General features: G+C 58.8%; 19 protein-coding genes and 2 pseudogenes. 5 read left to right on the top strand and 16 right to left on the bottom strand.

The genetic code is table 11. The features are described from left to right. From ACYZT0_RS11365 to ACYZT0_RS11350, 4 genes are read left to right on the top strand one after another with little or no spacing between them, the layout of a single operon-like run. A complete protein-coding gene (locus ACYZT0_RS11365) occupies nt 1-762 on the top strand; it encodes an SDR family NAD(P)-dependent oxidoreductase (RefSeq protein WP_462045900.1) in 762 nt (253 codons plus the stop codon). Nucleotides 763-774: 12 nt separating this feature from the next. Further along, nucleotides 775-1,968 carry an acetyl-CoA C-acyltransferase gene (locus ACYZT0_RS11360; protein WP_462045899.1) on the top strand — a complete coding sequence of 398 codons (1,194 nt, stop codon included), beginning with the start codon at nt 775-777 and terminating at the stop codon, nt 1,966-1,968. Between the two features lie 9 nt (nt 1,969-1,977). After that, nucleotides 1,978-3,105 (top strand): acyl-CoA dehydrogenase, encoded by a 1,128-nt coding sequence (locus ACYZT0_RS11355; RefSeq protein WP_461963698.1) that lies wholly within the window; start codon nt 1,978-1,980, stop codon nt 3,103-3,105. Nucleotides 3,106-3,118: 13 nt separating this feature from the next. Next, nucleotides 3,119-3,892: an enoyl-CoA hydratase gene (locus ACYZT0_RS11350; protein WP_462045898.1), complete on the top strand. Its 774-nt coding sequence runs from the start codon at nt 3,119-3,121 to the stop codon at nt 3,890-3,892. Between the two features lie 133 nt (nt 3,893-4,025). Here the strand turns inward: ACYZT0_RS11350 and ACYZT0_RS11345 are convergent, their stop codons facing one another. The 5 genes and pseudogenes from ACYZT0_RS11345 to ACYZT0_RS11325 form a co-directional block, all read right to left on the bottom strand. Then, nucleotides 4,026-5,195, bottom strand: coding sequence for an IS4 family transposase (locus tag ACYZT0_RS11345; protein ID WP_462041955.1), 1,170 nt, complete (start codon nt 5,193-5,195; stop codon nt 4,026-4,028). 119 nt (nt 5,196-5,314) lie between these two features. Further along, nucleotides 5,315-6,466, bottom strand: a complete 1,152-nt coding sequence (locus ACYZT0_RS11340; protein WP_462045897.1) for an acyl-CoA dehydrogenase family protein — start codon at nt 6,464-6,466, stop codon at nt 5,315-5,317. 3 nt (nt 6,467-6,469) lie between these two features. Beyond that, a complete protein-coding gene (locus ACYZT0_RS11335; protein WP_462045896.1) occupies nt 6,470-7,576 on the bottom strand; it encodes an enoyl-CoA hydratase/isomerase family protein in 1,107 nt (368 codons plus the stop codon). A 134-nt stretch (nt 7,577-7,710) separates the two neighbouring features. Beyond that, nucleotides 7,711-8,421, bottom strand: a complete 711-nt coding sequence (locus ACYZT0_RS11330) for an HPP family protein (protein ID WP_462045895.1) — start codon at nt 8,419-8,421, stop codon at nt 7,711-7,713. A gap of 161 nt (nt 8,422-8,582) precedes the next feature. Then, nucleotides 8,583-9,022, bottom strand: a pseudogene (locus tag ACYZT0_RS11325) (MFS transporter); the annotation flags it as partial. On the opposite strand from ACYZT0_RS11325, the pseudogene ACYZT0_RS11320 reads away from it, so the two are divergent. Beyond that, a pseudogene (locus ACYZT0_RS11320) lies at nt 9,013-9,540 on the top strand (LysR substrate-binding domain-containing protein); the annotation flags it as partial. The pseudogenes ACYZT0_RS11325 and ACYZT0_RS11320 sit on opposite strands and share 10 nt — an antisense overlap. 461 nt (nt 9,541-10,001) lie before the next feature. On the opposite strand, the gene ACYZT0_RS11315 reads toward ACYZT0_RS11320, so the two are convergent. The 11 genes from ACYZT0_RS11315 to arnB all read right to left on the bottom strand — a co-directional run bounded on the left by ACYZT0_RS11315 (nt 10,002) and on the right by arnB (nt 21,699). Beyond that, entirely contained in the window at nt 10,002-10,715 is a 714-nt protein-coding gene (locus ACYZT0_RS11315) for a DUF4225 domain-containing protein (RefSeq protein ID WP_462045894.1), read from the bottom strand. Then, on the bottom strand, nt 10,703-11,197 hold the full coding sequence (locus ACYZT0_RS11310) for an Hcp family type VI secretion system effector (protein ID WP_462045893.1): 495 nt from the start codon (nt 11,195-11,197) through the stop codon (nt 10,703-10,705). Before ACYZT0_RS11310 ends, ACYZT0_RS11315 begins: the two co-directional genes overlap by 13 nt. A 112-nt stretch (nt 11,198-11,309) precedes the next feature. Further along, nucleotides 11,310-12,905 carry an ArnT family glycosyltransferase gene (locus ACYZT0_RS11305; protein WP_462045892.1) on the bottom strand — a complete coding sequence of 532 codons (1,596 nt, stop codon included), beginning with the start codon at nt 12,903-12,905 and terminating at the stop codon, nt 11,310-11,312. Further along, nucleotides 12,902-14,281: a UDP-glucose dehydrogenase family protein gene (locus ACYZT0_RS11300; RefSeq protein ID WP_462045891.1), complete on the bottom strand. Its 1,380-nt coding sequence runs from the start codon at nt 14,279-14,281 to the stop codon at nt 12,902-12,904. The genes ACYZT0_RS11305 and ACYZT0_RS11300 overlap by 4 nt, the downstream gene beginning before the upstream one ends. Further along, nucleotides 14,278-14,679 carry a 4-amino-4-deoxy-L-arabinose-phosphoundecaprenol flippase subunit ArnF gene (arnF, locus tag ACYZT0_RS11295; protein ID WP_462045890.1) on the bottom strand — a complete coding sequence of 134 codons (402 nt, stop codon included), beginning with the start codon at nt 14,677-14,679 and terminating at the stop codon, nt 14,278-14,280. Before arnF ends, ACYZT0_RS11300 begins: the two co-directional genes overlap by 4 nt. After that, complete coding sequence (gene arnE / locus ACYZT0_RS11290; RefSeq protein ID WP_462045889.1) at nt 14,676-15,020, bottom strand: 4-amino-4-deoxy-L-arabinose-phosphoundecaprenol flippase subunit ArnE; 345 nt, start codon at nt 15,018-15,020, stop codon at nt 14,676-14,678. Before arnE ends, arnF begins: the two co-directional genes overlap by 4 nt. Continuing rightward, entirely contained in the window at nt 15,017-16,666 is a 1,650-nt protein-coding gene (gene arnT / locus ACYZT0_RS11285; RefSeq protein WP_462045888.1) for a lipid IV(A) 4-amino-4-deoxy-L-arabinosyltransferase, read from the bottom strand. The genes arnE and arnT overlap by 4 nt, the downstream gene beginning before the upstream one ends. Further along, entirely contained in the window at nt 16,663-17,547 is an 885-nt protein-coding gene (gene arnD / locus ACYZT0_RS11280) for a 4-deoxy-4-formamido-L-arabinose-phosphoundecaprenol deformylase (RefSeq protein WP_462045887.1), read from the bottom strand. Before arnD ends, arnT begins: the two co-directional genes overlap by 4 nt. Continuing rightward, a complete protein-coding gene (gene arnA / locus ACYZT0_RS11275; protein ID WP_462045886.1) occupies nt 17,547-19,538 on the bottom strand; it encodes a bifunctional UDP-4-amino-4-deoxy-L-arabinose formyltransferase/UDP-glucuronic acid oxidase ArnA in 1,992 nt (663 codons plus the stop codon). Before arnA ends, arnD begins: the two co-directional genes overlap by 1 nt. Then, nucleotides 19,535-20,554 (bottom strand): undecaprenyl-phosphate 4-deoxy-4-formamido-L-arabinose transferase, encoded by a 1,020-nt coding sequence (gene arnC / locus ACYZT0_RS11270; protein WP_462045885.1) that lies wholly within the window; start codon nt 20,552-20,554, stop codon nt 19,535-19,537. Before arnC ends, arnA begins: the two co-directional genes overlap by 4 nt. Next, nucleotides 20,551-21,699, bottom strand: coding sequence for a UDP-4-amino-4-deoxy-L-arabinose aminotransferase (arnB, locus tag ACYZT0_RS11265; protein ID WP_462045884.1), 1,149 nt, complete (start codon nt 21,697-21,699; stop codon nt 20,551-20,553). Before arnB ends, arnC begins: the two co-directional genes overlap by 4 nt. Between the last annotated feature and the right edge of the window lie 63 nt (nt 21,700-21,762).

Here is a 21,762-nt window from a genome sequence, read left to right as displayed (position 1 = left end):
ATGCAGATCGAAAACAAGGTTTTTCTCGTCACCGGCGGTGCCTCCGGACTCGGTGCGGCCACGGCTGAAATGCTGGTCGCGGCCGGCGCCAAAGTGATGCTGGTGGACATGAACGCCGAGGCCGTTGCGGCCCAGGCTGAACGCCTCGGCGCGCAAAGTGTGGTGGCGGACATCAGCAACGAAGCCGCGGCCGAGGCCGCCGTGCAGGCGACGGTCAAAGCCTTCGGTGGCTTGAATGGACTGGTCAACTGCGCCGGCATCGTGCGGGGTGAGAAGATCCTCGGCAAGAATGGCCCTCATGTGCTGGCCAATTTCAGCCAGGTGATCAACGTCAATTTGATCGGCAGTTTCAACATGCTGCGCCTGGCGGCAGCGGCGATCGCCGAAACCGAAGCGGATGCCGACGGCGAGCGCGGCGTAATCATCAACACCGCCTCGGCCGCCGCGTACGACGGCCAGATCGGCCAGGCCGCGTATGCCGCGTCCAAAGGCGCGATCGTCAGCCTGACCTTGCCCGCCGCCCGTGAACTGGCGCGCTTCGGCATTCGAGTGATGACCATCGCCCCGGGCATTTTCGAAACCCCGATGATGGCCGGCATGACCCCGGAAGTCCGCGCGTCCCTGGCTGCCGGCGTACCGTTTCCGCCGCGTCTGGGTAAACCGAGCGAGTATGCCGGACTGGTCAGGCATATCATTGAAAACAGCATGCTCAATGGCGAGGTGATCCGTCTCGACGGCGCCTTGCGCATGGCCGCCAAGTAAGGAGAATTTGTCATGACTATGTCCAACGATCCGATTGTTATCGTCAGCGCCGTCCGCACCCCAATGGGTGGTTTCCAGGGCGAATTGAAAAGCCTGACCGCACCACAACTCGGTGCCGCCGCGATCCGCGCCGCCGTCGAGCGCGCCGGCGTGGCACCAGACTCGGTTGAAGAAGTGCTGTTCGGTTGCGTACTGTCCGCAGGTCTCGGCCAGGCCCCGGCACGCCAGGCCGCACTGGGCGCCGGGCTGGATAAATCGACCCGCTGCACGACCCTCAACAAGATGTGCGGTTCGGGCATGGAAGCGGCCATTCTGGCTCACGACATGCTGGTGGCGGGCAGCGCCGATGTGGTTATCGCCGGCGGTATGGAAAGCATGTCCAACGCGCCCTATCTGCTGGACAGCGCCCGCAGCGGTTACCGTATGGGCCACGGTCGCGTACTCGACCATATGTTCCTCGACGGCCTGGAAGACGCCTACGACAAGGGTCGCCTGATGGGCACCTACGCCGAGGATTGCGCTGAAACCAACGGTTTCACCCGTGAAGCTCAGGACGCCTTTGCCATTGCCTCGACCACCCGCGCGCAGCAGGCGATCAAGGACGGCAGCTTCAAAGACGAGATCGTGCCGCTCACCGTGACCGTCGGTAAAGAGCAGGTGCTGATCAGCAACGACGAACAGCCACCGAAAGCCAAACTGGACAAGATCGCCTCCTTGAAACCGGCGTTCCGCGAAGGCGGCACGGTGACGGCGGCGAACTCGAGTTCGATCTCCGATGGCGCCGCGGCACTGGTGTTGATGCGCCGTTGCGAAGCTGAAAAGCGCGGCCTGAAACCGCTGGCAGTGATTCACGGCCACGCGGCGTTTGCCGACACCCCGGGCCTGTTCCCGGTGGCACCGGTGGGCGCGATCAAGAAGCTGATGAAAAAAACCGGTTGGTCCCTGGACGAAGTCGAGCTGTTCGAAGTCAACGAAGCCTTCGCCGTGGTCAGTCTGGTCACCATGACCAAACTGGAAATCCCCCACGAGAAGATCAACGTTCACGGCGGCGCTTGCGCCCTCGGTCACCCGATCGGTGCGTCCGGCGCGCGGATCCTCGTGACTTTGCTCTCGGCCCTGCGCCAGAAAGGATTGAAACGCGGCGTTGCAGCGATCTGCATCGGCGGTGGTGAAGCCACGGCCATGGCCGTTGAATGCCTGTATTAAGGAATCACTATGCTCCCGACTGACGAACAACTTCAGATCAGCGACGCGGCCCGGCAATTTGCCCAGGAACGGCTGAAACCGTTCGCCGCTGAGTGGGACCGCGAGCATCGCTTCCCCAAGGAAGCCATCGGCGAGATGGCTGAACTGGGCTTCTTCGGCATGCTGGTGCCGGAGCAGTGGGGCGGTTGCGACACCGGTTACCTGGCCTACGCCATGGCCCTGGAAGAAATTGCGGCCGGCGACGGCGCTTGCTCGACCATCATGAGCGTGCACAACTCGGTGGGTTGCGTACCGATCCTCAAGTACGGCAACGACGACCAGAAAGAACGTTTCCTCAAACCACTGGCCAGCGGCTCGATGCTGGGGGCCTTTGCCCTGACTGAACCGCAGGCCGGCTCCGACGCCAGCGGCCTGAAAACCCGTGCCCGTCTGGAAGGCGATCACTACGTGTTGAACGGCTGCAAACAGTTCATCACGTCCGGGCAGAACGCCGGGGTGGTGATCGTGTTCGCCGTGACTGATCCGAGTGCCGGCAAGCGTGGCATCACGGCGCTGATCGTGCCGACCGATTCGCCGGGCTACAAAGTCGCGCGGGTCGAAGATAAACTCGGCCAGCACGCGTCCGACACCTGTCAGATTCTGTTTGAAGACGTGAAGGTTCCGGTAGCCAATCGGTTGGGCGAGGAGGGCGAAGGTTATCGAATCGCCCTGGCCAACCTCGAAGGCGGCCGTGTCGGCATCGCTTCGCAATCGGTGGGGATGGCCCGCGCCGCGTTCGAAGCGGCCCGGGACTATGCCCGTGAGCGTGAAAGCTTCGGCAAGCCGATCATCGAGCATCAAGCGGTAGCGTTCCGCCTGGCCGATATGGCAACCCAGATCGCCGTCGCCCGGCAGATGGTGCATTACGCGGCGGCGTTAAGAGACAGTGGTAAACCGGCCTTGGTCGAAGCCTCCATGGCCAAACTGTTCGCTTCGGAAATGGCTGAGAAGGTTTGCTCCGCCGCCTTGCAAACTCTCGGCGGTTACGGTTACTTGAACGATTTCCCGCTTGAGCGGATCTACCGCGACGTGCGGGTCTGCCAGATCTACGAAGGCACCAGCGATATTCAGCGCATGGTTATTTCGCGCAATCTTTGAGAAGGAGTCATCTGTGAGTTACGAGACGATTTTGCTGGAAACCCACGGCCGAGTTGGCCTGATTACCCTGAACCGCCCGCAGGCGCTGAACGCGTTGAACGCGCAGATCGTCAGTGAGCTGAACCAGGCCCTCGATGGCCTGGAAGCCGATTCGAACATCGGCTGCATCGTGTTGACCGGCTCGAAAAAAGCCTTCGCCGCCGGCGCCGACATCAAGGAAATGGCCGAGCTGACTTACCCGCAGATCTACCTCGACGACCTGTTCAGCGACAGCGATCGCGTGGCAAACCGCCGCAAGCCGATCATCGCGGCGGTCAACGGTTTTGCCTTGGGCGGCGGCTGTGAACTGGCGCTGATGTGCGACTTCATCCTGGCCGGTGACAACGCCAAATTCGGTCAACCGGAAATCAACCTCGGCGTACTGCCAGGCATGGGCGGCACCCAGCGCCTGACCCGCGCCGTGGGCAAGGCCAAAGCCATGGAAATGTGCCTCAGCGGCCGACTGATCGATGCGGTTGAAGCGGAGCGTTGCGGGATTGTCGCGAGGATTGTTCCGGCTGATGAGTTGCTGGAAGAAGCGTTGAACGTCGCGGCGCTGATTGCCAAGAAGTCGTTGCCGATTGCAATGATGATCAAGGAAAGCGTCAACCGCGCGTTTGAAGTGAGCCTATCGGAAGGTGTGCGCTTTGAGCGCCGGGTGTTCCATGCGGCGTTTGCGACGCAGGATCAGAAGGAAGGGATGGCGGCGTTTATTGGTAAGCGTGAGGCGGAGTTCGTCGGTAAGTAACCACACTGATCGTTCCCACGCTCCGCGTGGGAATGCATCCTGTGACGCTCTGCGTCATGCTTGGGAAGGGGGACGCGGAGCGTCCCGGGCGGCATTCCCACGCAGAGCGTCACTAGTGTCCGGTAAACATGCTTCATAGTTGAAGGCTGCCTTGGGCAGCCTTCAACTTTTCTCGCTCCTGCCTTCGTCGATCCCTCAATACTGGGGTTCCGGGCCGTTCAAACAGGACATGAACTATGCGAACCGTCAGTTCGAACAACGAGCCGGTAAATCCTGAGCGACGATGGAGTATTTGCAGTAACAGATAGCTGATCAAGGCACTGTAAATCTGCAAACGCACCGCATTTTCGGAGTAGGCATAAAAGCGTTTGAGCTTCAGATGTTGTTTGATCCACTTGAAAAATAGCTCGATCTGCCAACGATCTTTGTACAAGGACGCGATTTCTTCAGCTGTCCTCGTGAAGTCGTTGGTCACCAGAACTAACGGCGTCGCATGCCCCTCGCGCTCAACCACGACGCGTCTTACCGACTTTTCCCAATAGTCGTTCAGGCGTTTGCCGGCCAAATGCTTTTTGCCAAACTGGACGACTTCATCGGTCATGACCGAGCTTTGCTCAGTCACGGTCGAGTGCTCATGCAGCACTTTGATATTGGCGTTTTTCTTCAGGCGGGTGACGAAAAAAGCACCTTTGGTCTGCAACTCGTGCCACCAGTTGTAATCGCAGTAGCCCTTGTCGAAAACATACGTCATGCCGGTCTGGATCGGCATTTCCAGTGCATCGCTCAGGTCGTTGACGTTGGCAGGCGTAATGTTCACGTACACCGGGGCCAGCTGCGCCAGATCCAGTCCGACATGCACTTTGAGGCCTTGGGTGATGCGGGTTTTCGTCGCGGCTGTCCAGCCATCGAAGTGAGGTCCGCGCAAGGTGATCGACGTGGAGTCAATCAGGCTAACCATGGCCCCGACCTCCTTGCGCTGCTGGCGGCTGACGGCGCTCATCAGGTACCCACAAAGGTCCTGTAATGGCCGGTAGTCACGCTTGTTCAAGGCATCGGACATTGTCGAGCGGGCAATAGGGCCGGCATTAAGATGGTAGCTATGCGGGCCGAAATTTTCGGAGATAGTCGCCAAGGATCGCAGGCTTGAGGCTCGGGTCAAATGGCCGCTGATCAGTGTCACCAGCAATTGCCAGGTCGTGCAGCGTTTGACATAGCGATCAGCTTGGTGTGTTTCGATGGATTGCTGGAAAAACTGGCGCGGGATCGCACTGAGTAGTTGGCTTAAACGGGTGCTGGAAAACATAAGTCAAAATCGAGTCTGAAAAAACCGATTATGCCTCACAGCCGCCAACAGCAAGGGGGAGCAAGCTCCCCCCTCGTTTTTTACCGGACACTAGTGACGCAGAGCGTGGGAACGATCACTTAGACCTGGTAGTTTTTCAGCTCCCGAGCAATCACCATCCGCTGTATCTCGCTAGACCCTTCATAAATCTGCGTAATCCGCGCATCCCGGTAATATCGCTCCACCGGGTAATCTTCCAGATACCCATACCCGCCATGAATCTGCATCGCCGACGAACACACCTTCTCGGCCATTTCCGACGCAAACAGCTTCGCCTGTGAAGCCTCCGACAGACACGGCTTACCGGCGCTGCGCAACCGTGCCGCATGCAGAATCAACAACCGTGCTGCGTTCAACCGGGTGTGCATGTCGGCCAGCATGTTGGCGATGCTCTGGTGCTCGATGATCGGCTTGTCGAACTGCACCCGATCCCGCGAGTACGCCAGCGCTGCTTCAAATGCCGCGCGAGCAATGCCCAACGCTTGTGCCGCAATGCCGATGCGGCCGCCTTCAAGGTTTGACAGGGCAATCGCCAGTCCCTTGCCGCGCTCACCCAACAGGTTGGCTTCGGGAATCGTGCAGTTGCTCAGGGTCACCGCGCAGGTATCGGACGCCCGAATACCCATTTTGTGTTCGGTGCGATCAACGATGAAACCCGCGGTATCGGTCGGGACCAGAAACGCCGAGATGCCGCGCTTGCCCAGATCCGGATCGGTCACCGCGAACACGATGGCCAGCTTCGCCCGTTTGCCGTTGCTGACGAATTGCTTGGCGCCGTTGATCACCCACTGGCCGTCGCGCAGTTCGGCGCGGGTGCGCAGGTTGTGGGCTTCGGACCCGGCCTGGGGTTCGGTCAGGCAGAAGCAGCCGATGGACTGACCGCTGGCCAGATCCGGCAGCCAGGTCTGTTTCTGTTCTTCAGTGCCGTAGTTGAGGACCGGACCGCAGCCCACGGAGTTGTGAATGCTCATCAGCGCGCCCGTGGCGCCGTCGCCGGCAGAAATCTCTTCCACCGCCAGGGCGTAGGCGACGTAGTCGACATAGGTGCCGCCCCATTCCTCGGGCACCACCATGCCCAGCAGCCCCAGTTCGCCCATCTTCGCCACCAGACCATCATCGATCCAGCCGGCTTTTTCCCAGGCCTGGGCGTGGGGCGCGATTTCGCCACGGGCAAAGTCCCGGGCCATGTCGCGGATCATGACTTGTTCTTCGCTCAGTTCAATATCGTGCATGGCTCAGCTCCCGCTCTGCTCAAAACCCGTGAAAAAACTCGCGACGTGCTCGGCGTCCAGCGCCTGCAAGGTCGGCGGGTTCCAGCGCGGGCTCTTGTCTTTATCAATCAGCAAGGCGCGCACGCCTTCGATCAGGTCGCCGCGCTCGAACCACTGACGGTCCAGGTGCAGCTCCAGGGCGAAACAGTCTTCGAGACTCAAGTGTCGACCACGACGGAGCATTTCCAGGGTCACGCCCATGGCCAACGGTGAACGGCTTTCCAGCAGGTCAGCGGTGGTCGTGGCCCACGCGTGACTGTCGGCGACCGTTACTTCACGCAGTTGCTCAACAATACTCGGCACATCGGGCAGGGCGAAGAAGTGATCGATGGCCGGGCGCAACGCCGCCAAAGGTGCCGCGGGCAGTTGTTGCACCGCAAGTTTCGCCAGCAGACCTTGAAGGTCCTTCAAGGGTGTTTCGTGCCATTGCAGCTGATCGAGTTGCTCGTCCAGGGTGCCTAACTTGTCGCTTTCCAGGTACCAGTCGGCCAGGCCGCAATAGAGCGCATCGGCCGCGCGGATCTGCACGCCACTGACGCCGAGGTAAATACCCAGTTCACCGGGAACGCGCGGTAGGAAGTGACTGCCACCGACATCCGGGAAATAACCGATCGCGACTTCCGGCATCGCCAAACGGCTTTTCTCGGTGACCACACGCAGGTCGGCGCCTTGCACCAGGCCCATGCCGCCGCCCAGGACAAAACCGTCCATCAAGGCGAGCACTGGTTTGCGGTAATGGTGAATAGCGAGGTCGAGGGCGTATTCCTCGACGAAGAAATCTTCGTGCAGCGTGTCGCCGTTTTTGAAACTGTCATACAGCGAGCGAATATCGCCGCCGGCACAGAACGCCTTCTCGCCTGCACCGCGCAACACCACCGCGTGTACGTGCGGATCCAGCGCCCAGGCGTTGAGCTGACGCTGCAGATTGCGCACCATGTCCAGGGTAATGGCGTTGAGGCCGGCGGGGCGATTGAGGGTCAGGTGACCGATGTGGTTGCGAACCTCGGCCAGCACTTCGTTTTGCGTGGCGTCCATGGACGAAGTCCCCGGAGAAGAAACCTGAGCAGTCATCACTAACTCCCTGCTTTTATTGTTCTTTATAGAGAAGCCCGCGCGCGAGCGATGCTGGATCGTAACAGTGCAAATTTGTGATGTACAACCGGGATCCATGCAGGTTTGGTCTGCATTTTTGCCTTAAGCAAAGGCTACTGAACGCTCCGGGACAACACTTCACCAATGCTGCGGCGTCTGGCCTGCAATTCGGTGGCATGAATCAGCTGTTCGAGGTCTTCAGGGGTCACGTCAATGAACGCTTCCATGTCCGCCAGCGCTCGTTTCAGGTCCTGGGCGGTGATGGCCTGGCTGTCTATCGGCGGATGGTCGGCCGGCACCATGGACACCGGTTCGCTGGCGCGTTTTGGGTAACGAATGCGCGTCAGGTTGTTGTAGGCCAGGGCGCTGAGCAGCATGGTCGATGCGCCAAGCATCACCGGGCCGAGAGCTTTCCAGTCCAGGGCAAGCGTCGCCGGGTCTGCCAACACCAACAGCAGCGCCAAGGCCCCGGCCGGTGGGTGCAAGCAACGCAGCCAGCACATCAGAATCAGCGCCATGCCGGCCGCCAGGCAAGCGCTGCCGAGGGTTCGTCCGAGCACGTGAGCGACCAGCAGTGAAACCACCCCGGCGCTGAGGTAGCCGCCAAGAATCGACCAGGGCTGGGCGAGGGCGCCGGAGGACACTGCGAACAGCAACACCGCCGATGCGCCCAGCGGACCGATCAGATGCTGCGCCACTTGCATGCCAAACACCTGGCTGCAGAGCCAGACGCTGAACAGTGTGCCCAGGGACATGCCGATGGCGGCCCTGCTCCATTCGGAGGGGCGAGTATTGATAGCGGCGGGAAACCAGCGAGAGAACATGAGGCAGACGATCCGTTGGCAAAAATCTATGCAAAAAAAAGGCTTAGCTGGGGAAACCCAGAAAGCCCTTGAAGTAGTTCCAACTATTGGGGGAGGAACGAGGCACAGTGTGCCGTTGATTCCTGATGCTGACAAATTCATATTAATGCAGTTTCAGTGCATTAATGTTGCTGTAATGCCACTCGACGACCGCTCATGAAACACAGGGAACCACCCATCGCGGTCAGCGCGCTCAAGGCATAGAACATCGTTGGCGCGGGGGTGTGCATCAGCAGGAAACCGCAAATCACCGGGCTCAGGGCACCACCGAGGGCCGCGAGGTTTTGCGCGCCGTAATAGCTACCGCGCAGTTCTTCCGGGTCAGGGTGTCGACGAAGAGGAATTCGGCGGGGTAAATGATCATTTCACCGAGGGTGAAGATGAACATTGCCACGCACCACGACATCAGGCTGTCGGCCAGGCTGAAACCGATCAACCCGACGATGAACAGGCTGGTACCGCCCGCGATCCAGTAACGCAGTTTTTCGCGTTTGAGGAAACGACCGATCTGGTATTGCAAGAGGATCACGCTGATGGCGTTGCAGGCGAGCAGGGCGGTTAGTGGCGGGGATTGTCCCGGTTTATCAAAAACGCGAAGAGTTTGAATATTACGCTCTTTACGAAGAGCGCTCCGAAGCTTACTGCGCCGTAGACCACCCTTTGTTCGATGTGCCCGACTAGCAACTCGGCGGGGACGTGCTAAAGCAGTACGAGTGGGTCAACCACCGCTACGCGATCCGCCGCGAGAAGCTCAACTTTGCCGCGTACGGCGGCTTGTCCGCCTCGGCAACCCCAGTCGAAGCTGTGGCGCTGCTGATTAAGACCGGACGCTTTCTCGGTTTCCTTCCGCAGCATTACGCCGCCGCCATGGTCGTTGAAGGACAACTGCGCGCCCTTCGCCCCACATCGATTCACTTCGACACGCCGTTCCATTTGATCCTGCGCCATAACACCGTGCGCAGTCCGTTGGTGAAGGCGTTTGCACAAGCGTTAAAGGTCGATTTGAGGGGGGCGGTTGAGGGGCTACTGGGAGTAAAAGACTTTATTTTCCGTCAAGCTTTCGAAGCTTTTTTGGCATAATTTTCAAGCCGAAGCCTGACACAACAACAAAGCACATAATTACCACTACTCTTGCCGCAAAAACGTCCATTTCGAAAAAATAAACTATTAATAGTGAGATCCATGCTGTATGAAAGCCGGAGCAGGCAAGAATAAATAAATACATTGTCGCTGCAGCAATTAATTTTTCGAGAGTCAGCATTTAATCTTCCACTTCACGGGACATGCAAATGAGTGAAGAAAAATACATATAAATGCAATCCAGCCAATAAACGGATATTCCGAAATTATGTCTGGCCGATAACCTAGGAATGGGAAGTCGTTAGCTTGAACGATATCTATATAAGGCACTACGAATAGGCCGTTGAATGCAAGACCTGCATACAGTTTTGCATGGTTTAAGTCTTCGCCAGACAAACGTTTTTTTAGAGAATAGGCTGCGCTAACGGAGCAGACTGCTATTAATGGAAAAAGCCAAACAATCATTTTTCCAGCTCTTCATATACTTGCTTTCCTGTCTGAAGGGTGATCTGCCCTTCCAGTATCAGTGCTTGAGGCGCCATGGTTTTGTATGCGCGTACGTAGTCCGTTTTGATATATCTAAACAATCGCCAAGCATCCGGTTTTAGTACGGTTCGAGTAAGTCCATACACTGACATCCCAATATCCAACGACCCATACGCAATATTGCCCTCTCTTTCAGTCTGTCCAACACCCTTAGCTATCGCTTGATAAACCTTGCGGGTCGGCCCCTCCGCATCAGTGCGGTCCTCCAAAAGGTTACGGCCATTTTCATAAACATTATTCGCACCATGGAGCATCATCGGTCCACCAAGGAAAAGGCACAAAGTACCCGCTGAGCTATAGCAAATCCCGGCACCTGTCAGTATTTGCATCCCTCCAGCAAACGCACCTGCACCTTTTTTGGCAACTTCCCACGACTGGCTCAGCAAACTACTCTGTTCGTTCTTGATTTCCTTGAGACCCTGCTCAGCACTTTTCCGCCCCTGTGCTACATCATTAACAATACCTCTCGCGTAATAAGAAACTTCGCGATTGAACTGTAAGCGCAACGTGCCATCTTTTAGGTGTCGAGAAGCCAGTGTGCAGGCCTGATTGGTCAAATTGCCCGCTGCCTTACTAACGGCCAAATAATCACAACTACTTGGCTCGCAGCGATTCTTTAATTGTCCCATTCGTTATTTCCCCATGAGGCGTACCCGCTGGTTCCTGCGAGATGGTGCCTCCACGTGATTTCGCGATAGCGAATAGCAACGTGCTCTTGAGGCTCGACATCGTTCTGTAAAACTACGTGGGGCATATCAAGTGTCAGGTCGGCAATAATGCCGCCTTCAATTTCAATGCTGAAGAATTTCTCCTGAAGACCAAACGAAGAAATCCGGTAGAAACTTATCGCACAGCTTATTTCCTCTCTGCTTGATAGCGCTTGCGCGAGTAAAGGAGATGACTTGTCGACATTTTTTGTGATGACGAGCGGGCGGTGTGTAGGCTTATTAATATTTCCTATGTTGGACATGTTGTGACTGTAAGACAGCACCATGATTTCATCGGCATGCGCTGTTTGACATTTATTGCCGATTGAATCTTGAGTTGAACAACCCGCCGATATCAGTCCTTGAGTCTTTCCTGTGATGATCATATAGCCGTGATTAGCCATGTAGGTGCCGCTCCTTTTGTCGATGGGGCACCTTATTGAAAACGTCTTCGGGTATATGTAGGGCGTTTCCGAGTATCCGGTAGGACGAGAGCGAATCTGCGGGAGTAACGCGCTACAGCGTTGAATGCAGCAACACGAAATCGTTCTTGTCGAAGCGCCCGCTCAACACCGGCTGCAAGTTACCCAAACGAGTGCCTTGCAACGCCTTGTAATCGCTCTGGTCCATCATCAACCAAGCAGGCCCCGCGAGACTTTCCAGCACTTCAATCGACTCGGTAAACACCGGTTGCAGATCCTGATCGATACTGACCATGAACTTGATCGCCTTGGCGTCTTTACCCATGCCATGCAGCACTAGAGGCGCCGGGTCTTTCTGCACCAGTGCAAACGCTGCACGGCTGAAAGACTGAGCGTCGTAGAGCTGACGCTCAACCGGTTCGAACACCAGAATGTAAAACGACCAAAGCGCCAGAACCGCGCCAAAGGCCAATGTTTGCGCCCGCCAGCGGGATCGGAAAAGCACGGCAAGGGCGATCACTTGCAGCACGCCAAGAATGATCAACACCGGAGTGAAGGTTGTCAGTTGCTCAGGAAAACGTCGCTGAACGACCAGCAATCCAACGATTAACAGAGCGGGAACCAGCAACCACACCCCTTGCATCAAACCCCGCAACCAGACGAATACCCGACCATGCACTACCTGAAATGGATACGCCGCAATGATCGCCGCCATGGGCAACATTGGCAGCAGGTAGCGGGCCTTTTTAGCTTGCGGAATCGACAACCCGACCATCACGATCAACGCGGCTGCCGTGCAGTATTGCAACAGACGCAACGTGGGACCTGTCTGCCGCGGATTTGTCAGCCAGACCGCCGCCGACACCAGAAGGGCCAGCGGATAGGCGAACGCATAGTTGCCCATCGAACTGGTGAAGTAATACAGCGAGCCGCTGACACCTTCACTGCCGTCCATACGCCCCATGAACTGCATGCGCACCACTTCGTGCATGAAGTCCGGGCCGCCGATGATTTGCGCCAGCCACAACAATGCGCCGATGCATACCGTCAAGAGTACCGCTGCCGTCAGGCCGAAGCCGAACAAGCGTTGCCATTGACGATTGAGCAAAAAGTAGCTGCACAACATGCCGGTGGGGATCACCAAACCGATCGGCCCGCGAATCCCGAAACCCAGCAGCAACAAGGCAAAGATCAGCCACCACCGCCGCTTTGCCGCAAAATGATCGGCGGCATAGCCCAGGTAGAACACTGAAAAAGCCACCGCCGCGAGCATCAGGTCCAAGGATACGGCACGGGTTTCAGTGACAAAGGTGTTGGTCAGCATCATCAGGGCGATGCTCAGCAACGCCCAACGCTGGGAGTAGGGCGTCAGCAACCGGTACATCAACGTGACGATCACCGCCCCGGCAATGGCACTCGGCAACCAGGCACTGAGGCTGTTGACCTGCCCGAACGGCAGTGACAACAGCCAGGTAAACAGCGTCGACAGCGCCGAATAGTCGGCATAAGGCTGGCCATAGGTGGTCGGAAAAAATGACGGCCCGTGGCGCAACATTTCCTGAGCGAACAGCACGAAGCGCGAATCGAAACCGATCACCGTTTGCTGATATACCCCGGCGCTGAACAATAGCAGCGCCAATAGCCCCAGGCCCAGGGACTGTCGGCGGATACCGGGTGACGGCGCGATCAAGCGACAACCGAAGCAGCAGGCCACTGCTGATGCGGAATCGGTAGATTGCGCGATTCACCGCGGCCCATCGGGAAGTACATGAAGCCGGCGTGAGCCAGGCGATCAGCGTCGTAGAGGTTGCGTCCGTCGAAGATTACCGGGGCGTTGAGCCGCTGCCGAATCAGGTCGAAATCCGGCGCCTTGAACTGCTGCCATTCGGTGCAAATGATCAACGCGTCGGCACCGGACAATACCGATTCGGGTGTGCCCATGAGCATCAACTTGGATTCATCGGGATACAGCAGCTGGGTTTCCTGCATGGCTTCTGGGTCAAATGCGCGGACATTGGCCCCGGCAGCCCACAGCGATTCCAGCAACACCCGACTCGGCGCATCGCGCATGTCGTCGGTGTTCGGTTTGAACGCCAGCCCCCACACGGCAAAGGTCTTGCCGTGCAAATCGCCCTTATAGAACGCATTGATGCGCTCGAACAGCTTGTGCTTCTGCCGCTGATTGATCGCTTCCACCGCTTGCAGCAGGTCGCTGGAGCAATGAGCCTCTTCGGCGCTGTGGATCAGTGCGCGCATGTCCTTGGGAAAGCACGAACCGCCATAACCGCAACCGGGGTAGATGAAGTGGTAACCAATGCGCGAGTCGGCGCCGATGCCCAGGCGCACCGATTCGATGTCGGCGCCCAGGTGTTCGGCCAGTTCGGCGATCTGGTTGATGAAGCTGATCTTGGTCGCCAGCATGCAGTTGGCGGCGTACTTGGTCAGCTCGGCACTGCGCAGGTCCATGAACATGACCCGGTCATGGTTGCGGTTGAAAGGCGCGTACAGGTCGCGCATGACCTCACGGACATCATCGCGTTCGCAGCCGATGATGATCCGGTCCGGGCGCCGGCAATCGGCCACGGCCGAGCCTTCTTTCAAAAATTCCGGGTTGGAGACGATATCGAACTGCAACAACCGGCCGGCCTTGATCAGGCACTTGTCGATGTGCGCGCGCAAGGTATCACCCGTGCCCACCGGCACCGTAGATTTCTCCACCAGAATTGCTGGTTTTTCACGATGACGCGCCACGGCCTCGCCCACCGACAGTACATACTGCAGATCCGCCGAACCGTCGTCCCGGGACGGTGTACCGACCGCGATAAACAACACTTGACCATGCTGCACAGCGAGCTTTTCGTCGGTGGTGAACTGCAGCCGTTTGGCGTCCAGGCCTTCACGCACCAGGCTTGCCAACCCCGGTTCGAAAATGCTCACGTGGCCTTGTTGCAGCAGCTCGATTTTCTTCTCGTCAATGTCCATGCAGACCACGTCGTGGCCGACTTCAGCCAGGACGGCCGCTTGCACCAGTCCAACGTAACCGCTACCAAATACACTGATTTTCATGTGGCACTCCTGAGTTCGCGCGCGCGAGCAGGCCGAGAGTTAATGGTAATGACGCCGAGGATGACCAAGGCCACCCCGAGGCTTTTTGAAAGGCTGAAAGCTTCGTTGAACAGCGGCAGGCTGGCGGCCAGCAGGTACACCAGCGCGTAGCTGATACTGAGCAGCGAATAGGCCCGGCCCAGCGGTAAATCCCGCAGGGCGGCGAGCCAGCAAAGCATCGACAGGGCGTAGGCCAGAATCGCCGCCAGTACAATGGCGACAGCGCTCGGATCGACGCTGGCGCTGAGCCAATGTTCGGGTGGTGGCAGGCGACTCATGCTCCAGCGCATGCCCAATTGCGCGGCACTGACCAGCAGCACGCTGCCCAGCGCGAAGGTGATTCCGCGACGAAGGTTCATGTGTGTTGCCCCAGTAACACCACGCCACCGAGCACCAGTGCCACGCCGAACCAGTGGCGGCGGTCGATGGTTTCGTGGAATACGAAGCGGGCGACGAGGGTGATCAGCACGAAATTGAGGCTCAACATCGGGTAGGCGATGCCGACTTCAAGGCGCTGCAACACCAGCAGCCACACCAGCAAGCCGAATCCCAACGCGGCGAGTGCCAGCCACAGCCACGGCGAGCGCAGCTTCTCGCCCCAGCTCGACGGCTTCTCGCGCCAGCCTTCCACGGCGTACTTCTGGGCAATTTGACCCAGGCAGGTCAACAGGCAGGCGGCCAAGAGCAGCAACAGGCTCATGACGCCTCCTGAGGAAAGATCAGAATCACAATGTTGCCTTGTTCATAGCGCTTGCCATCCTTGGGCAGCCGTTCGATTTCGCGCAGTTCGTCGTCACCCTTCACCCGCATCACCACGCCGACCGAACCGCTTTGGCGGGCTGTGCGCATCCACGCTTGAACCTGGTTCGGATCGATTTTCTGCTGTGCGCCCTCAGGATAGGCCAGGCCATATTTCAATTCGCCTATCGTGTTATACAACGCCACGTCCGGGCGCTTCAGACGCCAGGCGAGGGCCCCGGCGGCGCCGAGATCGTTGCTCAGCAACTGGTCGGTCTGGCCGAGTTCCTGTGCATGATCGAGGATGAATTGATCGGGCATCTTGTTGGCGACCACCGACTCGGGCATCCCGGCCGGCAATATCCCGATCAGCAGCAGACTGCCGAACGCCGGGGCGGCCCAGCATTGCAACGGTCGGAAGGCTTGCAGCAGGCTGGCCATGATCCAGCCGGTCAAACCGATGAACACCAGCACCAGGTTGTGCAGTTCATGGTTGTAGAGTGGTTTTTTCAGTTGCAGGTAAACCAGCACGAGCAGAGTGATCAGGCCCAGCAGCAGGTTCAGTAGACCGTTAATTCCAAGGGCACGGCCCTGCTTCAGCTGCAGTCGGTCGGCGAGAGCATGACCCAGGAGCAAGGATAACGGCAGCAGGCACGGCAGGATGTAACTCGGTAATTTGCCTTTGCTGAGGCTGAAGAACAGCAGCGGCATCAACAGCCACAACAACAGGAAAGCGATCTTCGCCTGGCGACGTGATTGCCACGCCTGCCGCAACGCCGGTGGCAACAACGCCACCCACGGCAGACTGAACGTGACCAGCAACGGCAGGTAATACCACCACGGCGCGTCGTGTTGCGCGTCGTCACCGGCGAAGCGGCGTATGTGTTCGTGCCAGAAGAAGAACCGCCAGTAGTCGGGCTCCTGCGTGTGCACCGCCAAGGCCCAGGGCAAGCTGACGGCGATGGCCACGACAATCGCCAGCGGACCGTAGATCAGCAGTTCTCGCCAGCGTTTTTGCCAGACCATCCAGGGCAGGGCGATCAGTACCGGCAGCAGCCAGGCCAGAAAGCCCTTGGTCATGAACCCCATGCCGCAGGCCAGGCCCAACACCGCCCAGCCGATCAAGCGTTGGGTGCGGCCGGCGCTGTCCAAGGCAAACCACAAGGCAACCAGACTCAGGTTGACCCAAAAGGTGAACTGCGGATCGAGATTGGCGTAACCCGCGGCGCCGGCGACTACGGTGAGGCTCATGTAAAGCAGCGCGCAGGCAAAACTTTTGCGCGGCTCGTTCCAAAGCCTGCGAGCGACCAGGTAGCACAGCAACACACTCAGCCCGGTACTCAGGGCGGAGGCGAACCGCACGCCGAACAGGTTCTGGCCAAACAACGCCTGGCTGGCGGCGATCATCCAGTATCCGGCCGCCGGTTTTTCGAAATAGCGCAGGCTCATGAAGTGCGGCGACACCCAATTGCCGCTCAGGAGCATCTCCTGGCTGATCTGGGCGTAGCGGGTTTCGTCGGGAATCCACAAGCCATGACTGCCCAATGGCAGCAGGTAAGCCAGCAGAAAAAGGCCCAGCAGCAGCGGCAATGCCCAGGGTCTGCTCATACGCCTTGCACTCCCAACCAGCCTTCGCGACCTTCGAGCGCGCCGCGCAGCACTCGGCCGACCGGCAAGGTGTCGGGTGCCTCGGGCAGCAGATCGCCCAAGGGTTGAAAATGGATGCCTCGCTGGCGCGCATCGGCCAGCAATTGGCGGAAATCGTTGGACATCAGAATCCCTTCTACTTCGGCATGGATTGTGTAGACGTTGAGTTTTTCGGGGCTGAAGCGGTCAAGAATGAAGGCGTTGAAATCTTTGGCCGCCACGCTGGGGCCCACCACCTCATCGAACGTCGGCAGGTCCACCGGAATCTGCGGTGCTCCGAGGCCACCGCCGGCCAGGGTCGGCTGAAACAGGCTCTGGCCGCGACAGTCGCTGTTGTAGCGAAAGTTGAAACCCTGCTTGGCCTCGATCACGCGCTCGTCCGCCCGCCAACCGGCGGAGGCCGAACACCAGACGTGTTGCCCGAGGATGTCGCTCAGTTCGTCCACGCCTCGACGAATCTGCTCCACCAGCTGCGTGTCGCTCCAGCGCCCGGCATTGGCCTGCCAGCCGTGGTGATCCCAGGCGTGCAGGCCGACTTCATGCCCGGCGGCCTGGGCCTGACGCATCAGGTGCCCGAGGTTGCGGCCGATCGGTTTACCAGGCCACGCGGTGCCGGCCAGCAAGATGTCCCAGCCGTACAGGCCGGCCGCGTTGGAGCGGAGCATTTTCCAGAGGAATTGCGGGCGGATCAGGCGCCATAAATGGCGCCCCATGTTGTCCGGCCCGACACTGAAAAAAAACGTCGCCTTGACCTGCGCTTCACCCAGGATTTCCAGCAGCCGGGGCACCCCCTCACGGGTGCCTCGATACGTGTCGACATCAATCCGAAGGCCTGCCTGCATCAGCGCTTGTCCGCGATTTCGAGCATGGCCTCGCGTAAAAAGAAATCGAGCGTGTTGCCGATGGTCTCGCTCATTTCAACTGTTGGCGTCCAGTCCAGCAGGCGCTTGGCGTTGGCGATGCTCGGTTTTCGGTGGGACACGTCCTGATATCCGGTGCCGTAGAACGCCTTGCTTTCGACATCACGGAACCCGGCGAACGGCGGGAAGTTGTCGCGCAACGGGTGAGCTTCGAACTGACGCAACAGCTCCTCGCCCAACTGGCGAATGCTGGCTTCGTTATCCGGGTTGCCGATGTTGATGATCTGGCCGTTGCAGGCATCGTTCTCGTTGTCGATGATCCGCGCCAGGGCTTCTACACCGTCGGCAATGTCCGTGAAGCAGCGTTTTTGCTCACCGCCATCGAACAGGCGAATCGGCGTGCCTTCCACCAGATTGAGGATCAGCTGGGTGATTGCACGGGAACTGCCGATACGCGCCGAGTCCAGGCGGTCGAGGCGTGGGCCCATCCAGTTGAAGGGACGGAACAAGGTGAAATTCAGGCCTTTCTGACCGTAGGCCCAGATCACCCGGTCGAGTAATTGCTTGGAGACCGAGTAGATCCAGCGCTGCTTGTTGATCGGTCCGACGACGAGATTGGAGGTGTCTTCGTCGAAATTCTGGTCCTGGCACATGCCATAGACTTCCGAGGTCGACGGGAAAATCACGCGTTTGTTGTACTTGACGCAGTAGCGAACCAGTTTCAGGTTCTCTTCAAAGTCCAGCTCGAACACCCGCAGCGGGTTGCGGGTGTATTCGATTGGCGTGGCGATCGCGACCAGTGGCAGGATCACGTCGCACTTCTTGATGTGGTACTCGATCCACTCGGAGTGAATGCTGATGTCGCCTTCGACGAAGTGGAAGTTCGGATGACTGCGCAGACGCTCAATGGCGTCCGAGCCGATGTCCAGGCCATACACATCATATTTGTCGTCGCGCAGCAGGCGCTCGGACAGGTGATTGCCGATGAAGCCGTTGACGCCGAGGATCAACACGCGAGTGCGACGTGGGGCGCGACCGGACTCGGCGCCACGCAGCACAGAACCGTCCACCAGACCCAGTTCGTTGGCCAGTTGCGGGCCGCTCAGGTACAGGCCGTTTTCGTTACGCTGGCCGGCGGTGATCACCAGGGAATCTTCGCCGCAGGCGATACGCAACGGGTCGACGCTGATGACCCGTCCCGGTGCCTGGCCTTCATTGCCTTTGGCGACTTCTGCGTTCCAGACAATCAACTTGTGCTCGCCCACGGCGCAGAAAGCGCCCGGGTACGGCTGGGTCACCGCGCGAACCAGATTGAACAATACTTCAGCCGGCTTGTTCCAGAGCAGTTTGCCGTCGGCCGGGGTGCGGCGACCAAACACCGTGGCTTTAGATTCGTCCTGGGCGGTTTCACTGACTTTGCCCTGAAGCAACGCCGGCAAAGTGTCGCGCAGCAGGTCGGTGGCGGCCACGCGCAATTTGCCGTGCAGGCTCAGCGCGGTGTCGCTGCGCTCAATCGCCACCGCTTTCTGGGCGAGGATTGCGCCGGCATCGGCCCGTTTGACCATGCGGTGCAGGGTCACGCCGGTTTCGGTTTCGCCGTTGACCAGCACCCAGTTGGCCGGCGCACGCCCACGATAGCGTGGCAGCAGCGACCCGTGCAGGTTGAAGGCGCCTTTGCTGGCCGTGGCCAGCAGCGGTTCGCTCAGCAGGTTGCGGTAGTAAAACGAGAACAGGTAATCCGGACTGAGCTTGCTGATGCGCTCGATCCACAGCGGATGGTTGGCATCTTCCGGGGCGTGCACCGGGATGCCATTGCGTGCACACAGTTGCGCAACGGAGCCGTAGAACGCGTTTTCCTTCGGATCATCGGCGTGGGTAAACACGGCGGCAATTTCAAAGCCCGAGTTGAGCAGGGATTCAATGCCGGCACAGCCGATATCGTGATAGGCGAAAACAACAGCTTTTACACTCATGAGAGAACCTGATCTGAAGAAGTGGAAGTGAGACCGTCAACCGTGACAACGGGAGCAGGGGCAGCCGGTTGGCTACGCAGAACCTTTTCGATAAAGAACCGGGGGCGGGCGCGGACGTCGCCGTACATGCGTCCCAGGTACTCGCCCAACAGGCCCATGCCGATGAATTGGCCGCCGGTGAAGACGAACAGCACGGCGAACAGCACGAATGTCCCGTCGCCGGCCCAACTGGCGCCGAAAGCCAGGCGCAGCACGACCAGTGCGATGGCGAACAGCACGCCGAGGGCCGCCATGCCGAAGCCGACAATGCTCAGCAAACGCAGGGGTGTGGTGGTCATGCAGGTGATCAGGTCGAACATCAGGTTGATCAGGCGCATGGGGCTGTACTTGGATTCCCCGTGTTCGCGCTCGGCGTGGGTCACGAGGATTTCCGTGGTGTGCCGGGCGAAGCTGTTGGCCAGGATCGGGATGAAGGTGCTGCGTTCGCGGCAGGCGAGCATCGCGTCGACGATGCTGCGGCGGTAGGCGCGGAGCATGCAGCCGTAATCGCTCATGGCGACGCCGGTGGAGCGCTGCACGGCGAGGTTGATCAGCTTCGACGGCCAGCGCCGCAGGGCTGAGTCCTGTCGGTTGCTGCGCACCGTGGCGACCACGTCATAGCCAAGTTCGGCTTGTGCCACCAATCGCGGAATCTCTTCGGGCGGGTTTTGCAGGTCGGCGTCGAGGGTGATGACGACATCGCCCTTGCACTGTTCGAAACCGGCCATGATTGCCGCGTGCTGGCCGTAATTGCGGTTGAGAATGACCGCGACCACCGAGCTGCCTTTGAGCGAAGCTGCCTGTTCCAATATTTGCGCCGACTCGTCCCGACTACCATCATCGACCAACACAATCTCGTAATCATGGTGCAATTGCTGACACGCCGCTTCAGTGCGCCGCAGCAACTCGGGCAGGCTGTCTTGCTCGTTGTAGACCGGAATGACGATCGACACACAACGGATTGGGTAAGGTTTCACAGGCTTGAGTCCATAACGTTTTCAATGGCGCCGACCACACGATCGACGTCATCGGTGGTCATGTCGGGGAACAACGGAATCGAACACAGCCGCGCCGAGTTCCATTCGGTGTTGGGCAGGTAAATGTTGGGGAAGCGCTGGCGATAGTAGGTGTGCAAGTGAGTGGCGATGAAGTGAATGCCGGTGCCGATGTTTTGCGCTTGCAGGGCCTTCATGAACGCTTCGCGGTCCAACCCGCAGCGTTCGGTGTCGATACGCAAGATGAACAGGTGCCAGGCGTGCTGCTGAGGGTACGCCGGAATGGCCAACGGCTGCACCTTTGAGCCTTCGAGCCGTTGCAGGTAAGTCTTGGCCAGTTCGGTACGCTTGGCGTTGATCTGGTCCAGACGCTCCAGTTGTACCAGAGCGATGGCGGCATTGATGTCGGCCAGGTTGTATTTGAAACCCGGCTCGATTACCTGGGCCTGAGGCTTGCGGCCGTGAGTCAGGCGGTCATAGGCGTCGACGCCGAGGCCGTGAAACTTGAGCATGCGCACTCGACTGGCCAGGGCTTCGTCGTCGCTGACGAACATGGCACCCTCGGCGCAAGTCATGTTTTTTATCGCGTGGAACGAGAAAATCGCCGTGCCTTTTGATCCGACATGGCGACCTTTGTAGAACGTGCCTGCTGCGTGAGCGGCATCTTCGATAACGGCGATGCCGTGTTTGTCGGCCAACGCATAAAGCGGATCAAGATCGAACGCGGCACCGGCGTAATGCACCGGAATGATTGCTCGGGTGCGGGGTGTAATGGCCGCTTCGATGCTCGCCAGGTCACTCATAAGCGTGTCGCGGTCAACGTCGACGAACACCGGCGTTGCACCCATCAGGCAGATCATGTTTGCCGTGGACACCCACGTCTGGGACGGCGTAATGACTTCGTCGCCTGGACCAATCCCTAATGCCAGTAACGTGATGTGCATCCCACCGGTGGCCGAGGACAGTGCCACGGCATGACGACATCCCACGTAGTTGGCGAATTGCTCTTCCAGTTCCTGATTTTTCGGCCCGGTAGTGATCCAGCCGGAGCGCAGCACTTGCTCTACGGCGGCAATTTCTTCATCACCGATACTGGGGCGGGAGAAGGGGAGAAAAGCCTGACTCATGGGCACCTCGTGGCTGAAAAGTGAGTAACTGTTGACGCTAGAACATTGGATCCCATGCAAGTG

The organism is Pseudomonas sp. ZS1P83, assembly GCF_054897825.1.
Note: the sequence above shows the minus strand (reverse complement) of the source record. Positions and strands in the feature narration are given on the sequence as shown.